This is a genomic window from Stenotrophomonas forensis, assembly GCF_028752115.1.
Lineage (GTDB): Bacteria > Pseudomonadota > Gammaproteobacteria > Xanthomonadales > Xanthomonadaceae > Stenotrophomonas > Stenotrophomonas forensis.
In genome coordinates, this window is record NZ_CP082270.1 from 4365811 (window position 1) to 4381482 (window position 15672).

Genomic DNA, 15672 nt, shown 5'->3' on the forward strand with positions numbered 1-15672 from the left:
CCTCCCGTTCACGTCTGCGGCCACAGCACCGCCAGCAGCAGTACCGAAAACTGCAGCAGGGTGGCCACGTACTGGCGCACCAGCAGGCGCCGCATGCCGATCCAGCGCGCGTCCCAGCCACGCATCGGCGCCTGCGCATCACGGCGACGCAGGCCAGCGGCGTGGAGGGCGGCATCCACCCGTGCGGCGGCCGCATCCCCCTGCAGGTGTTCGCGCAGCAGCAGCTTCAGCAGGCTGGCATCAAGCTGCACGCGCACCGCGTAGTACGCCTGCACCACGCCCATCGCCACGCTCAGCAACAGCAGGCCGGCGGCAATCATCGCCAGCCCCGGCTCACTACCCAGCAACAGCAGCGCCACCAGCAGCAGGCCCAGTGACAGCACGGCTGGCAGGCGGCCCTGGCGCAGCAGCAGGTGCATCATCGGCAGATCGACAGCGTTGCTCATGCAGGGCTCTCCGGTGCGGCGGCGGCCGCGATGGCCTGTAGATGACTGTCATGCAGGACGATCGACGGCCGTGCGCTGCGCACGATCGCCACCGCAGCGTCGGCATCGGTGGCACGACCACTGCACAGCAGCCAGGTCGCGACGCTGGCGGCACTACGCGAATAGCCCAGCGCACAGCACACGAGCAGCGGCCCCTGCGCACGCAGCCGCTCGATCGCCTCGGCCGCCTCGCGCAACTGCGCCGGCGTGGGTACCACCAGGTCCAGCATCGGCACGCGGGCATACGCCGCGCCCGGCGCACGGCAGGACAATTCGGCACAGACGTCCACCACGCCCCGCAGCGGCGGCAGCAACGCGGTGCTGGGAATGCGCCCCAACCACACGCCGTCCATCACCGGCACCGGCTGTGGCGCACGGCGTGTCCACACTCGTGAGTTGATCCAGGCCGCACCCAGATACGGCGCCAGCAGCCAGCGTGCCGCCATCGTCAGGCGTCCATCGGCGCGCTTCTGGAACACCGCCGTGCCCAGCCCGGCGTAGGCCAGTGCCACCAGCAGCAGCGACACCACCGGCCACAGCAGCCACAGCAGCCACAGCGCTGCATCGCGCACCACCACCACTGGTACCAGCAGGGCCGTCGCCCCCAGCAGATAGAACAGCGCCATGCGCCAGCGCCTGGGGTCGCGTGCGGTGCGCCAGGCGCGCAGCGGTGGCGTGCCCTGCTCCGGCCACAGCCAGACGCATAGCCATCCCGCCAGCAGGCCGGTCGGGATGTCGATGAAATGGTGCTGGAACGTGGTCAGTACCGAAACGCCGATCAGCAGCGCCCACCCATGCAGCACCCAGCGCCAGGCGCCGTGCAGGTACTGCGCGAACTTCACCCACAGCACGATCAGCAGCACGATGTGCAGCGACGGCGCCTGGTTGAACGGCTTGTCGAAGCCCAGCAGCACATCGAACAGCCAGCCGAACACACCGCCGATCTCCGGCCGTTCGAAGCTGAAACGCAACGGCCACAGCAGGAAACACGCCACCGCGATGACCTGCGCGCTGAACAGCCGCAGCGCGTGCCGGTCCAGTTCCAGCCGTTGCCGGCACAGGAAGAACGAGATCGCATAGAACAGATCGATCGACCAGTACGGCACGATCGTCCACGGCACGAACGGGATGCGTGTCTCCCAGGCGAACGCCATCACCGGCAGCGCAGCATGGCGGCTGGCCATCCAGTTGGCGAAGCCGTAGCTGGCGAAGAAGAACGGGCCCAACAGGGCCAGCCACAACAGGGCGCGCCGCCAGGGGCGCCCCTCTGCGGCCCGCGGGGCGGCGGCGAGCGTCGCCATCACGCGGTCCGGCGTGCCAGCGACACGGTGAAGATGCCGAAGTCATCAATGCGCTGCGCCACCTTCTCGAACCCGGCCAGTCGCACCAGCTCGTCCATCTCCTGCTGGGTACGACGCCGCATCACCCACGCCGCGCCGCCGCGGTGGCTGGTCAGCGCGCGGGCGATGAACTCCAGCTGCGGGTGCCAGGGCTGGCCGGTGTAGGCCAGGTAGCCGCCGACCGGCACCGTCGCGGCGATGCCCTGCAGCGAGCGCAGTACCGCATCGTTGTCGGGGAACAGTTCGTACAGGCCCGAGACCACCGCCAACGTCGGCGCCGGGTCCACCCTGGCCAGCTGCGCCGGATCGAACGCATCGCCCTGCTCGAAGCGGGCGATGTCGGCCGCCCCGAGCCGCTCGATCAGCGCCTGGCCCTGGGTGACATTCAGGTCGCTGAAATCACGCAGCACGATGCGATCGGCGCGCTGTTCGCCCTGGCCCAGCGCTTCCAGCACGTAGCGGCCATGGCCGGCAGCCACGTCCAGCACGCGCACCGGCGTGCCCTGCCCGCGCAGGCGCTGGGCAGCATCGCGCAGCAGTTCCTGCAGGTGCTGGCCACGCACGCGGATGCCGCGCCAGCCGATCGCATCCAGATAGTTGCGATCGACCATGCGTCCCAGCGGGCCCTTGCCACGGGCTTCGTCGCGGTAGATGTAGTCCAGCGTGCTGCCCGAATCGAAACCGGTCTGCAGCCCCAGCGCGATGCCTTCGGACAGCGTGCCACCGAAGCGCAGGCCACCGCGCACCACGCGCCAACGCAGGTCGGCCACGCTGTTGCGCTCTGGCGGCCACGCCAGGACTTCCGATTCCTCGAAGGTCGGCCCATGGCGGTGCGCATCGCGTCGCGACAGCTCGCGCAGCGGTTCGGCGAAACGCGCCTGGATGAAGCTGCGGATGCGCGCCAGCGCAGGCGCGCGGTCGCGCTCGCCCAGCGTGTCGTGGAAGAAGCCCGGCAGGTGCACGCGCTCCTTGATCGGGCTGGACAGGCGTTCGTAGAAGCGGTCCTGCGGGCCGCGATGCACGACGAAATCCGAACCGGACACCAGCAGCTGCACCGGCACGCTGATCGCCTGTGCGTCGGCCACGACGCGGTCGGCGGCCTCGTACAGGCCCAGCAGCACGCGCACCGAGATCGGCCGGGTGATCAGCGGATCGGTGCGGTAGCTCTGCACCCGCGCCGGGTCGTGGGTCAGCCACTGCGGCTTGACATAGCTGTTGACGAAGAAGTTGCCGCGCAGCTTCTGCATCAACGCCAGGCCCGGGCGTGCGAACGGCACGTACAGCTTCACCTTGAACGCCGGCGAGGCCATCACCAGCGCACGCAGGCGCGGCGCATAGTCATGCACCCAGGTGGCGGCGACCACGGCGCCCACGCTCTGCGCGATCACCACGATGTCTTCCACCGCGATGCCGTGCTCGGCACCGATGTGGGCGATGAAGCTGTCCAGGTCGCGTACCAGTGCCGGGAAGCCGGGTGCATCGCCACGCGCGCCCGGGGAGCGGCCGTTACCGCGCGCGTCCCAGGCGAAGAAGGCGGTATCGGGCAGGTCCAGCTCATCGACCAGGTGGGTGACCCGGCCGGAATGCTCGTGGCCACGATGCAGCAGCACGATGGCCTTGCTGGCCGGCGTTGCGGTGGTGCCCGCCCAGTACCGGTAGAACAGCGCTACCTGGTCGAAGCTGTGGAATTCCCGTTCCTGCGCCTGACGCATGCAATCTCCTGATTGTCTTTTTGTATCTGCTTGATTAATTAGGCGAAACCGCCGCTTCCCGCAGTCCGCGACGGACGCGGTTGATCATGGTCAGCATGCACAGCGCCGCCATGGCCGCAGCCACGCCAGTGACCGCCATCGCGCCAACCCACTCAAACGCCAGCAGCAGGCCCAGCGCACCGATCACGAACGCGCGGTCGCTCTTGCCCATCGGGCCGTCGTAGCGGCGGCTGGCACCAACCATCAGCCCCAGCACGCCGGCGTACTCGCTCAGCGCCGCCGTCCAGGCCAGCAGCCACAGCGCTTCCGGGCGCACGCCCGGCACGCTGAGCAGGCTCAGGTACAGCGCGGCGTCGGCGACCACATCGCACAGTTCGTTCAGATAGGCACCCAGCCGCGACTGCTGGCCGAACTCGCGGGCCAGCATGCCGTCCACCGCGTTGAGTGCCATGCGCAGCAGCATCCACAACGGCAGCAGCAGGTACAGCAGCGGCTGGGCCGGGGCGCAGCACCACACCGCAGCGGCCACCAGCAGCGAGACCACGGCAGCGGCCACGGTCACCGCGTTGGCGGTGACCCCCATGCGGTACAGGCCGCGTACGGCTGGACGCAACAGGTCCTGGAAACGTCCCTTCAATGCATAGATCGACATGATCCGAAGCCGCTGATCCTTGGCAGTTCGGGCACAGCCTACCCGATTGCGGCAGTGCGCCCCATCCAATTGCTTGCAGGCCGCCCCGGCCCAGGGTGTGCTGAAGGCGGCCGCAGGGCCGTCGGCGCCAGCCGATTTTGCCCGCCAGCGCCCGCCACCGGCCCCCACCGCCTACAATATCGGCCCCGCTCCGCTGCCGATTCTGTCCCATGACTGCTGATCTGTTGCCCGTCCGTCGGGCCCTCCTCTCCGTTTCCGACAAGACCGGCCTGGCCGAGTTGGCCACTGCGCTGGCTGCACGCGGCGTGGAGCTGCTGTCCACCGGCGGCACCGCCAAGGCCATTCGCGACATGGGCTTGGCCGTGAAGGACGTGGCCGACGTTACTGGCTTCCCGGAGATGATGGACGGCCGGGTCAAGACCCTGCACCCGATGGTGCACGGCGGCCTGCTCGGCCGATCCGGCCTGGATGATGCGGTGATGGCCGAGCACGGCATCGGCGCCATCGACCTGCTGGTGCTGAACCTGTACCCGTTCGAGTCGGTCACCGCCAAGGCCGACTGCACCCTGGCCGACGCGGTCGAGAACATCGACATCGGCGGCCCGGCGATGCTGCGTTCGGCAGCCAAGAACTTCGCCCGCGTGGCGGTGGCCACCGATCCGTCGCAGTACGCCGAACTGCTGGCCTCGCTGGACGCCAACGACGGCCAGCTGAGCGCCGCCACCCGCTTCGCGTTCTCGGTGGCCGCGTTCAACCGCGTCGCCCAGTACGACGCGGCAATCAGCAACTACCTGTCGGCGGTCACCGCCACCGACGCCGCGGTACCGGCGCGTGCCGAGTACCCGGCGCAGATGAACTCCACCTTCGTGAAGGTGATGGACCTGCGCTACGGCGAAAACCCGCACCAGAGCGGCGCGTTCTACCGCGACCTGTACCCGGTGCCGGGCACGCTGGCCACGTTCCAGCAGCTGCAGGGCAAGGAACTGAGCTACAACAACCTGGCCGATGCCGATGCAGCGTGGGAATGCGTGCGCCAGTTCGACGCGCCGGCCTGCGTCATCGTCAAGCACGCCAACCCGTGCGGCGTGGCCGTCGGTGCCGGCAACGGCGATGCCTACGAGCTGGCCTACGCCACCGACCCGACCAGCGCCTTCGGCGGCATCATCGCCTTCAACAAACCACTGGACGCCGCCACCGCCAAGGTGATCCTGGACCGCCAGTTCGTCGAAGTGCTGATTGCCCCGGACTACGAGCCGGCCGCGCTGGAATACGCGCAGAAGAAGGCCAACGTGCGCGTGCTGCGCATCCCGCACGGCGATGGCCTGAACAACTTCGACAGCAAGCGCGTCGGCTCGGGCCTGCTGCTGCAGTCCTCGGACAACCGCGGCATGACCCGAGATGGACTGAAGGTGGTCAGCAAACTGGCGCCGACCGACAAGCAGTTCACCGACCTGCTGTTCGCCTGGAAGGTGGCCAAGTTCGTGAAGTCCAACGCGATCGTCTACGCCAGGGACAACCGCACGATCGGCGTGGGTGCCGGCCAGATGAGCCGTGTGTACTCGGCGCGCATCGCCGGCATCAAGGCCGCCGATGCGAACCTGGTGGTCGAGGGCTCGGTGATGGCCTCCGACGCGTTCTTCCCGTTCCGCGACGGCATCGACGCCGCCGCTGCCGCTGGCATCAAGGCGGTGATCCAGCCGGGCGGTTCGATGCGCGACGCCGAGGTCATCGCCGCCGCCGACGAACATGGCCTGGCCATGGTGTTCACCGGCGTGCGCCACTTCCGTCATTGATACTGGAGCGACACGGATGTCCGCAGTTTCGATGAAATCGCTGGCCGCCCTCGCCCTCGCGGGTGCGGCCGTACTGGCGGGCTGCAAGCCTGCGGGCGAGCCCAGCGTGGCGCCGAAGGTGGATGCGCCTTCGGTCGCCCCCGCCTCACCGGCACAGCATGTCAGCCGCACCGCACGACTGCAGGCTTTCCTGGTCCAGCGTTACGGCAGCAACGCCAAGCTCTCCGGTGAATGGCGCGGCAGCTGGACCGACGATGGCGACACCCATGCGATGGACTGGCAGGTCTGCGCGGAACAACCGGTAGTGAGCGGTGACAGCTGGCAACAGCTGCTGGCCGTGTGCGGTGCGCTGGTCGATGGCGCACACATTGACCCGGGCACCATCGAGTTCTTCGTGCTGCGCCCTCAGGGCGAGGGCTTCGAAGTGAGCAGCGAACTGACCGGCGAGCGTTTCGGCAGCGGCGGCCAACCCGGCACCGCCAGCATCATCCGCGCCGGTAGCGACTTCTATGGCTTCCGTGTCGAGGACGGCTGGTTCGGCCAGGGCTTCTCGCTTCTCTCGCAATCGCTGATCCTGCCCGGCCCGAACGGCCTGGTCGCCAGTGGCAGCGTGCGCAGCCATATCGACAATGACGCCCAGTACGAGTGCGACGACGTCGACGCCAATGCCGATCCTGAAACGTCGGAAGACTGCCGCAGCCGCCGCTTCAGCATCGATTTCGCACTGCGTTTCGACGACAGTGACCGCAGCGCGCGCACCTGGCCGCTGCTGATCGAGGAGACCGGCACCACCTGTGGCGGCAAACCAGTCCGCCAGCAGCACCGCTTCACCCTGGACAGCAAGACCTGGACCTATTCCTTCCCCGAAGCGCTGCGACGCGAAGGCTGCGAGTGAGCCACGCGCGCCGCCGGGGATACCGATCTTCCCTTCCCACGCAATCTGGAATCTCGTGATGAACGTACTTGTCATCGGCTCTGGCGGCCGCGAACACGCCCTGGCATGGAAGCTGGCCCAGTCCTCCCGTGTCACCGAAGTGATCGTGGCGCCCGGCAACGCCGGCACCGCCAACGAAGACAAGTGCCGCAACGTGGCGGTGAAGGTCACCGACATTGATGGCCTGCTCGCGCTGGCCCAGGCCGAAGGCGTGGCGCTGACCGTGGTCGGCCCGGAAGTGCCGCTGGTAGCCGGCGTGGTTGACCGCTTCCGCGCCGCCGGCCTGCGCATCTTCGGGCCGACCGCCGCCGCCGCGCAGCTGGAAGGCAGCAAGGCCTACGCCAAGGACTTCCTGGCCCGCCACAACATTCCCACCGCGTTCTATGCCGTGCACACCGAGGTGGATGCCGCGCTGGCCTACATCCGCGAGAAGGGCGCACCGATCGTGGTCAAGGCCGATGGCCTGGCCGCCGGCAAGGGCGTGATCGTGGCAATGACGCTGGCCGAAGCCGAGGACGCGGTGCGTGACATGCTCTCGGGCAACGCGTTCGGTGATGCCGGTGCACGCGTGGTCATCGAGGAATTCCTCGACGGCGAGGAAGCCAGCTTCATTTCGATGGTGGACGGCGTGCATGCGCTGCCGATGGCCACCTCGCAGGACCACAAGCGCGTCGGCGACGGCGACACCGGCCCGAACACCGGCGGCATGGGCGCGTACTCGCCGGCCCCGGTGGTCACGCCGGAGGTACACGCACGGGTGATGCGCGAGGTGGTGAACCCGACCGTGCAGGGCATGATCGCCGACGGCATCCCGTTCACCGGCTTCCTCTATGCCGGCCTGATGATCGACGCCAGCGGCGCGCCGAAGGTGATCGAATTCAACGTGCGCTTTGGCGACCCGGAAACCCAGCCGGTGATGCTGCGCCTGCAGTCGGACCTGGTGGAGCTGGTGGAAGCGGCCATCGACGGCCGCCTGGACCAGATCGAAGCACAGTGGGATGCACGGCCGTCGCTGGGCGTTGTGATGGCCGCCAGGCCGTACCCGGAATCGCCGGTTACCGGTGACGTCATTTCCGGCCTCGGTGACGTGCCGGCCAGTGCCAAGGTGTTCCATGCCGGCACCACGCTGGACGCGCAGGGCCAGGTGCTCAGTGCCGGCGGTCGCGTGCTGTGCGTGGCGGCGCTGGGCCACAGCGTGCGCGACGCACAGGCGAATGCGTATGCGGGCGTGGCCAAGGTGACCTGGGCCAATGAGTTCCACCGCAACGACATCGGCTGGCGCGCGATCGCACGCGAGGGCTGAGGCAGTCACGGCATCGGGACATCCACGCATGGCGTGGATTGAATAGCGCCGAAACGAACGGGCCCGGCAATGCCGGGCCCTTGCTTTACAGGACTGCTTCGAGTCCCTTCCGATCAATCAGGTTCAGCAGTTTCAGTGAGGGCCCGCTGGGCTTCTTCTCGCCTTGCTCCCAACTGCGCACCGTGGAGACGCTGGTGTTCAGCACCCCGGCAAACACTGGCTGGCTGAGCTGCAACGATGTACGCAGCGCGCGGATCTGGGCACTGCTGTATTCGGGAACAGGCTCAAGGCACAGCGCCTCGTAGCTGCTCAACCGACGTTTGTCGATGAAGCCGTGCGCATGCAGACTCACGGCCGCATCGTGCACCGCCTCAAGCAGCAAACTTTTTGCGCGCCTTCGCTCAGGGGCCTTTGCCATGGCAGATCTCCTGTAGATCCCCGTACTCCACGGCACGCTTCAACTGTGCCGGACTCATTTTCAGGAACTCCGATGCATACAACTGCAGTGCATCTCGTTCCGCATTCGTGATCGCGGCGCGTTCGCTCTTTTCATATCCGAAAAGAAAGAACCAATGCCCGCCTCGCTGTGTTGCGACGATGGTTCGAGCGCTTCCGCGCTTTCCTCGTCCCGGCAACGCGACGCGCTTCTTGAAGAGGCCTCCGCCAAGATCTGCATCCACCAGACCCGCTTCCATTTCCCTTACCGACTGGCACAAGGCAGCGTCAGACAGCACGGTCCTGCGCATGCTGCGGTTGAAACTTCGGGTGCGGAAAACGCGTGGCATGATCATACCGTGCCACCCAGTGGTACGGCGTGAACATCAGGATCCAGCGCAGGACCCGGTCGGCGCAATCACCGTCCTGGCGTCAGGGCATCCACGCATGGCGTGGATGCCCCCCACAAACGTGAAAGGCCCGGCATTGCCGGGCCTTTCTCCATTCCAACGCCACCCCGCCTTACGCGGTGAACAGCGCCTTCATCTTCTTCAGCGCGTTCGCCTCGACCTGGCGGATGCGCTCGGCCGACACGCCGTACTCGTCGGCCAGCTCCTGCAGCGTCACCTTGCTGTCGGCATCCAGCCAGCGGCGGCGGATGATGTCGCGCGAACGGGCATCCAGCTCGGCCAGGCCTTCGCGCAGCAGCTGCATCTGGTTGTCTTCGCTGTCGGCACGCTCGTAGGCCATCGACGGGTCTTCGTCGTTGGCAACCAGGAACGCGGCCGGCGACGGCGGCGCGTGTTCGTTGTCCTCCTCGGTCGGCGCATCGAAACCGATATCGCGACCGGACAGGCGCGATTCCATTTCCATGACCTCACGCTCGGACACGTTCAGGTCCTTGGCCACCGCGCTGACTTCGGCCGCGTTCATCCAGCCCAGGCGCGTCTTCGACTTGCGCAGGTTGAAGAACAGCTTGCGCTGCGCCTTGGTGGTGGCGACCTTCACGATGCGCCAGTTCTTCAGGATGAACTCGTGCATCTCGGCACGGATCCAGTGCACGGCGAAGGACACCAGGCGCACGCCCATGTCCGGGTCGAAGCGCTTGACCGCCTTCATCAGGCCGATGTTGCCTTCCTGGATCAGGTCGCCCAGCGCAAGGCCGTAACCGTTGTAACCGCGGGCCACGTGCACCACGAAGCGCAGGTGCGAATGCACCAGCTCGCGGGCGGCGTCCAGATCGTTGCCGTCGCGGAAGCGACGGGCCAGGTCCTGTTCGTCATCGACCGACAGCACCGGGATCTGGTGCACGGCACCGATGTAGGCGTCCAGCGAACCGAGCGCACTGGGAATCGGGAGATTGTTTGCCACAAGGGCAGTAGAGGTGTTCTGGCTCATAGGCACCCATCTTAGCAGTCCGGGATTTGGACTGCTAAAGGAGGAAAAAGTTCCAGCATCCTATTGATGCAACACTGGTCCCAAACAGAGCCCTACCGTAGCGCGATTTGATGACAGTGGCGAGCACGCTTTTCGGGATTCACAATCCCTTGGAATTCAAGCAATTACACACCAGAAACCGGCCGATTCCGGTCAAGCGGAGCTGAACGGGCTGCCTCGAAGGCCCATTCAGGGCCGGGGACGTTGCCCGATGTTCAGGCCCAGCCGCCCGCGGGCGCTCAAAGCGCCGAACGAGGCGGAAGCGACCAGTCAATCGGGGCCTGGCCGCGGCGCTGCAGGTACTCGTTGGCCATCGAAAAATGCCGGCAGCCGAGGAAGCCGCGGTGGGCCGACAACGGCGACGGATGCGGCGACTTCAGCACGCGATGGCGGCGGGTGTCGATGACCTTGCCCTTCTGCTGCGCATAGGCGCCCCAGAGCATGAACACCAGGCCTTCGCGTTCGCGGTTGAGCACGTCCACCACGTGGTCGGTGAAGCCCTCCCAGCCCCGCCCCTGGTGCGCGCCGGCCTTGCCCTCTTCCACGGTCAGCACCGCATTGAGCAGCAACACGCCGCGCTGCGCCCACGGGATCAGGCAGCCGTGGTCCGGACGCGGGATACCGAGATCGCTCTCGATCTCCTTGTAGATGTTCAGCAGCGACGGCGGCACCGGCACGCCCGTCGGCACCGAGAAACTCAGGCCATGGGCCTGGCCACGGCCGTGATACGGGTCCTGGCCGAGGATGACCACCTTCACCTGCTCGAACGGCGTGGCGTCGAACGCAGCGAAGATCTGCGGGCCGGGCGGGAATACCGCGGCACCACTCGCCTTGCGCTGGCGCAGGAAGCTGGACAGCTCGCGCATCTGCGGTTGCAGCAGGTAATCACCGACGTGCTGCTTCCAGCTCGGTTCCAGCTGGATCGTCGGGGTGTCGGCTACTTCATCCATCATCGAATCAGGGGTCCATCGTTCAATCGGGCCAGCCGCAGCTGGAACAGCACCTTGGTAACCAGCAGCCGTTCTTCGATCGGCTTGAGCACCAGGTCGTTGGCGCCGGACTGCAGCAGCCCGGTCTGGTTGTGGGGATTGCCGTCGCCGGTCATCACCAGCACCGGCAGGCGGCGCTTGCCGTAGCCGAAGTCCACGCGCACACGCTGCACCACGTCGCGGCCGCTCAGTTCACCCTTCAGGGTGACGTCGGTCAGCACCAGGTCGATGCGGTGGCGGCTGCGGCCCAGCGACTCGGCGGTGAGCAGGGTGAACGCCTCTTCCGCGCTGACCACGTGCAGCACGTTCAACTGCTGGCGTTCGAGCATGCGCTTGGTGGCCTCGGCCACCACGCGGCTGTCCTCGATGTAGAGGATGGTCGCGCCAGGAATGGTCTGCGGCTGCACGTAGCCGCGGATGAAGGTCGCCAGCGCCTCGTGGCCGAGCGATTTGTCGAAATAGTCGGTGACGTATTCGGTGAAGCGGCGCTGCTCCAGGTGCTGCTGGGCATCACCGGACACCACGATCACCGGCACATAGGCCTGGCCCACGGCGTCGCGGACCATCCGCGCCAGCGCCAGGCCATCCCCGTCGCGCAGGGTCAGCGACGTGGTCACCAGGTCCACCGGGCCCTGCGCCAGCGCCTGCTGTGCATCCTCAATGCTGTCGCAGCCGATCACCTCCACGCCCGGCAGCTCACGGGTCAGGACGTCGGCAATCAGCTTGCGCACCAGCTTCGAGCCATCGACCACCATCACCCGCGTCGCGGGCCCATCAAGGTGCTTCAGCGCTTGCGGTTGCATGCCGGTCTCAGGTGTCGGTCGGACGGGTCTGGCGGAGGAAGTGGCCGGTGACCAGCCAGGCCCCCAGCCAGCCCAGCAGCAGCGTGCCGAGCAGGACCAGGCCCCCATGCAGCAGGTCCAGGCCATGCAGCACGAACGGGCTGCCGTAGCTGCGCGAGAGTTCGGCCAGCGGCATGCGCAGTGCGGCGCCGGCGGCGGCGATCAGGGCCAGCGCCACCGCACCGGCACCGAGGCCGTACCAGGCGCCCAGGTACAGGAACGGACGGCGGATGAAGCCGTCGCTGGCACCAAGCAACTGCAGCACGCCGATCTCTTCGCGGCGGGCCTGGATATCCAGGCGCACGGTGTTGCCGACCACCAGCGCGGCGCCGGCGCCGAGCAGCACCGACAGCACCTGTACCAGCCGTGCCCCGAACGCCAGCCAGGCATCCAGGCGCTGGCGCCACAGCGCATCGTGCTGCACCAGGTCGGCCTCGGGCAGGCTTTCCAGCGCACGTGCCAGGCGCGCATCGTCCTTGCCCTGGCCCGGGGTGATCACCAGCAGCGAGGGCAGCGGGTTGTCGTTGAGCGCGTCGATCGCCTCGCCCAGGCCAGCATCGCGCAGTTCCTGCAGGCCCTGTTCGGGCGTGCGCACGTTCACTTCGGCGACGTCGTCGCGGTCGCGCAGCTGGCCGGCCAGGCGCAGCGCGCCGGGGCCATCGACATTGCCCTTCAGGAACACATTGATATCGCGCGACTGCTGCACGCTGCCGGCGAACTGCTTGAGGTTGTCCAGCGCGATCGACAGGCCCAGTGGCAGGGCCAGCGCCAGCGCCATGACCATCACCGTCAGCAGCGTCGCCCACGGCTTGCGGCAGGCGCGGCCCAGGCTGAACACCACGCTGTGCACGTGGTGCTGGAACCAGACGCCCACCCGCGAGGGGGCGGCGGCTTCGCTGTTTTCGTTCTTCGCCATGCGTTACTCCGCCAGGTCCTGCGGCGAGATGTCGTCCGCCAGCCGGCCGTGGTCGAGGATCAGCACACGCTTGCGCATGCGACGCAGCAGCGGCAGGTCATGGCTGACCACCAGCACGCTGGTGCCGCGCGAGGGCAGCTCGGCGAACAGGGCCATGATCTCCGCCGCCAGGGTCGGGTCGAGGTTGCCGGTCGGCTCATCAGCCACCAGCAGTTTGGGCTCGCCGACGATGGCGCGGGCGATGCCGACGCGCTGCTGCTCGCCGGCCGACAGCTGCGAGGGCAGCGCCTTCTCGCGATGGCCCAGGCCCATCCGTTCGAGCACCGAGCGCACGCGCTTGCTGATGTCGCCGCGGCGGGTACCGCGCAGGATCAGCGGCAGCGCCACGTTCTCGGCGATCGAGCGGTCCATCAGCAGGCGATGGTCCTGGTAGACCGCCCCCACCGCGCGTCGGTGGCGCGGCACATCGCCGCCACGCACCTTCAGCAGGTTGCGCTCGTCGAACACCACCGCGCCACGGCTGGGCCGCTCGTCGAGGTGGATCAACTTGAGCAGGGTGCTCTTGCCCGCACCGGAATGGCCGGTGACGAACAGCATCTCGCCCGGCGCGACCTCGAAGCTGACATCGATCAGCGCCTCGTGGCCACCGGCGTACTGTTTGCTGACATTGTCGAAGCGCAGGACACTCATGCCCCGATTATGCAGGAGCGGCGCGACGACGTGGAGATGGCCTCATGATCGGTCGTGCCGGCCGCTGGCCGGCACTACCTTTAAGGCCACCCGACCAACGGTCGGGTGCTACCCGCTGGTCGGCAGCGCCGATCAGCTGCCCGACAGCATCCGGCGGATCTTGCGGCCGATGCGGGTCAGGAACGAATCGCCGGTATCGGCGGCGGTTCGCACCGGCTTGGCCACCACCTGCACCGGGGTGACCGGGCTGGCGCCGTTGCCGGCGGTGTTCTGCACGCCCTCGGCGCCTTCGACCGGACGGCCGTGGCGACGACGACGGCGCTTGCGCGGCTTGCGCTCGCCCTCCACCGCCCCTTCCGGTGCGCCTTCGGCACGCGGCGGGCGCGGCGGACGCGGGGCCTGTGCCACGGCGGCCTCGGCACCTTCAGCCGGCGCGGCGGACGCCTGCCCGCCTTCCACGCGCGGCTTGCGCGGGCCACGCGAACGGCGCTCGCCGCTGCGCTCACCGTCGCGACGCTCGCCACGACCACCGCCGGAGCGGCCGCCACTGCGGCCACCACCACGACGCTCTTCCTCGGCGGCGCGGGCTTCGCGCGCTTCACGGAAGATCTGGCCGACGCTCTCGTTCTCCTCGCCTTCCTCGCCAGCGGCCGGGGCCGGGCGTTCCGGGCGCGGCAGCGGGGTCAACAGTTCCTTGGTCACCGGCTCGGACGGAATCTTCTGCTCGATGTACGCCTCGATGTCCGGCAGGCCCATGGCGTAGCGCTCACAGGCGAAGCTGATCGCATCACCCTCTTCGCCCAGGCGCGCGGTACGGCCGATGCGGTGCACGTAGTCTTCGGCATCGAACGGCAGGTCGTAGTTGTAGACGTACTTGATGCCGTCGATATGCAGGCCGCGGGCGGCCACATCGGTGGCCACCAGGATTTCCAGCTGGCCCTTCTGGAAGCGGTTGAGCAGGCTCTCACGCTTCTTCTGCGGCACGTCGCCAGACAGCACGCCGACGCGATAGCCGGCCTTTTCCAGCGAACGGGCGACGCGCTCGACGAACACCTTGGTATTGACGAACACCATGGTGCGCGCGCCTTCGCTGCGCGACAGCAGGCCCAGCAGCAGCGGGATCTTTTCGTCGTCGGCCGGGAAGTAGATGCGCTGGCGCACGCGCGCGGCGGTGATGGTCTCGGCTTCGACCACCAGCTTCTGCGGCTCGTTCATGTGCTCGTAGGCCAGCTCCAGCACGCGGTGGCTGAGGGTGGCGCTGAACAGCAGGGTCTGCCGGATGGTGCGCTCGGGCATGCGGCGCAGCAGGAAGCGGATGTCCTTGATGAAGCCCAGGTCGAACATGCGGTCGGCTTCGTCCAGCACGCAGATCTCGCAGGCGTGCAGCGAAACCACCTTGTGCTGCTTGACGTAGTCGATCAGGCGGCCCGGGGTGGCGATGATCACGTCCACGCCCTGCTGCAGCAGTTCGCGCTGCTTGTCGTAATCCACGCCGCCGTAGACCAGCGCGAAGCGCAGGCCCAGGTCGGAACCGAACTTCACCGCATCCTTGTGGATCTGGATGGCCAGTTCACGGGTCGGGGCGAGGATCAGCGCGCGCGGATCTTCCGGCTTACGGTCGGCCAGGGCCGGGCGGGTCAGCAGGCGGTTCACGACAGCGACCAGGAAGGCCAGGGTCTTGCCGGTGCCGGTCTGCGCCTGGCCGGCGACATCACCACCGGGAAGCGCGACGGGCAGGGTCAGCGCCTGGATCGGCGTGCAGCGGGTGAATCCGGCTCCTTCAAGACCAGCCTGCAGGGCCGGATGCAGCTCGAAGGAGGAGAAGGTCAAATCGGTCAGCGGTTTGTCGCTCATGTGTCCGTCTTGGTATGGCCGCCGGCCCGTGGGGCGGCTGGCACTTCAGCGTCTAGGGGCACCGTCGCAAACTGCGGCCCCTGCGGCGGGTTGGCAGGCTGGGACCACCCGGTCCGCGCGCCGCACAATGCCCCAGTTTAACGCACTCGGGCGGGCAAACCGGAATGGGCAGTCTCAATAGACTGAGAGACGGCCGACCTTCACCCAGCCACACCGGACTTGAACGGCCTGGCCAGGGTCGCTGGTGTCGCCCACTGCCAGCCCCATGTACAGGAAGACAGTGAAATCCG

15 protein-coding genes are annotated in these 15672 nt (G+C 67.7%); 3 read left to right on the forward strand and 12 right to left on the reverse strand.

The window, feature by feature from the left end; translation table 11 throughout:
* Positions 1–8: 8 nt before the first annotated feature.
* From K5L94_RS20005 to K5L94_RS20020, 4 genes are read right to left on the reverse strand one after another with little or no spacing between them, the layout of a single operon-like run.
* A complete protein-coding gene (locus K5L94_RS20005) occupies positions 9–446 on the reverse strand; it encodes a hypothetical protein (RefSeq protein ID WP_274511228.1) in 438 nt (145 codons plus the stop codon).
* Positions 443–1786, reverse strand: coding sequence for a phosphatase PAP2/dual specificity phosphatase family protein (locus tag K5L94_RS20010; protein WP_274511229.1), 1344 nt, complete (start codon positions 1784–1786; stop codon positions 443–445). The genes K5L94_RS20005 and K5L94_RS20010 overlap by 4 nt, the downstream gene beginning before the upstream one ends.
* Positions 1786–3537, reverse strand: a complete 1752-nt coding sequence (locus tag K5L94_RS20015) for a bifunctional alpha/beta hydrolase/class I SAM-dependent methyltransferase (RefSeq protein WP_274511230.1) — start codon at positions 3535–3537, stop codon at positions 1786–1788. Before K5L94_RS20015 ends, K5L94_RS20010 begins: the two co-directional genes overlap by 1 nt.
* 34 nt (positions 3538–3571) lie before the next feature.
* Positions 3572–4189 (reverse strand): CDP-alcohol phosphatidyltransferase family protein, encoded by a 618-nt coding sequence (locus K5L94_RS20020; protein WP_053450961.1) that lies wholly within the window; start codon positions 4187–4189, stop codon positions 3572–3574.
* A gap of 209 nt (positions 4190–4398) precedes the next feature.
* On the opposite strand from K5L94_RS20020, the gene purH reads away from it, so the two are divergent.
* The 3 genes from purH to purD are packed head-to-tail and all read left to right on the forward strand — an operon-like array spanning position 4399 to position 8219.
* A complete protein-coding gene (gene purH / locus K5L94_RS20025) occupies positions 4399–5982 on the forward strand; it encodes a bifunctional phosphoribosylaminoimidazolecarboxamide formyltransferase/IMP cyclohydrolase (RefSeq protein ID WP_274511231.1) in 1584 nt (527 codons plus the stop codon).
* Between the two features lie 16 nt (positions 5983–5998).
* On the forward strand, positions 5999–6877 hold the full coding sequence (locus K5L94_RS20030; RefSeq protein WP_274511232.1) for a hypothetical protein: 879 nt from the start codon (positions 5999–6001) through the stop codon (positions 6875–6877).
* Positions 6878–6935: 58 nt separating this feature from the next.
* Positions 6936–8219: a phosphoribosylamine--glycine ligase gene (purD, locus tag K5L94_RS20035; protein WP_271261621.1), complete on the forward strand. Its 1284-nt coding sequence runs from the start codon at positions 6936–6938 to the stop codon at positions 8217–8219.
* A gap of 85 nt (positions 8220–8304) precedes the next feature.
* Here purD and K5L94_RS20040 read toward each other — a convergent pair whose 3' ends face one another.
* The 8 genes from K5L94_RS20040 to rhlB form a co-directional block, all read right to left on the reverse strand.
* A complete protein-coding gene (locus tag K5L94_RS20040; RefSeq protein WP_006473426.1) occupies positions 8305–8637 on the reverse strand; it encodes a helix-turn-helix domain-containing protein in 333 nt (110 codons plus the stop codon).
* Complete coding sequence (locus K5L94_RS20045) at positions 8621–9010, reverse strand: type II toxin-antitoxin system RelE/ParE family toxin (protein WP_274511233.1); 390 nt, start codon at positions 9008–9010, stop codon at positions 8621–8623. Before K5L94_RS20045 ends, K5L94_RS20040 begins: the two co-directional genes overlap by 17 nt.
* A gap of 166 nt (positions 9011–9176) precedes the next feature.
* On the reverse strand, positions 9177–10052 hold the full coding sequence (rpoH, locus tag K5L94_RS20050; RefSeq protein ID WP_274511234.1) for an RNA polymerase sigma factor RpoH: 876 nt from the start codon (positions 10050–10052) through the stop codon (positions 9177–9179).
* 278 nt (positions 10053–10330) lie between these two features.
* Entirely contained in the window at positions 10331–11044 is a 714-nt protein-coding gene (ung, locus tag K5L94_RS20055) for a uracil-DNA glycosylase (RefSeq protein ID WP_164086854.1), read from the reverse strand.
* Positions 11041–11883: a response regulator gene (locus K5L94_RS20060; protein ID WP_053450965.1), complete on the reverse strand. Its 843-nt coding sequence runs from the start codon at positions 11881–11883 to the stop codon at positions 11041–11043. Before K5L94_RS20060 ends, ung begins: the two co-directional genes overlap by 4 nt.
* A 7-nt stretch (positions 11884–11890) precedes the next feature.
* Positions 11891–12838 carry a permease-like cell division protein FtsX gene (gene ftsX / locus K5L94_RS20065; RefSeq protein WP_053450966.1) on the reverse strand — a complete coding sequence of 316 codons (948 nt, stop codon included), beginning with the start codon at positions 12836–12838 and terminating at the stop codon, positions 11891–11893.
* A gap of 3 nt (positions 12839–12841) precedes the next feature.
* Positions 12842–13528: a cell division ATP-binding protein FtsE gene (gene ftsE, locus K5L94_RS20070; RefSeq protein ID WP_006473446.1), complete on the reverse strand. Its 687-nt coding sequence runs from the start codon at positions 13526–13528 to the stop codon at positions 12842–12844.
* A 132-nt stretch (positions 13529–13660) separates the two neighbouring features.
* Positions 13661–15382 carry an ATP-dependent RNA helicase RhlB gene (gene rhlB / locus K5L94_RS20075; RefSeq protein ID WP_274511235.1) on the reverse strand — a complete coding sequence of 574 codons (1722 nt, stop codon included), beginning with the start codon at positions 15380–15382 and terminating at the stop codon, positions 13661–13663.
* Positions 15383–15672: the final 290 nt, after the last annotated feature.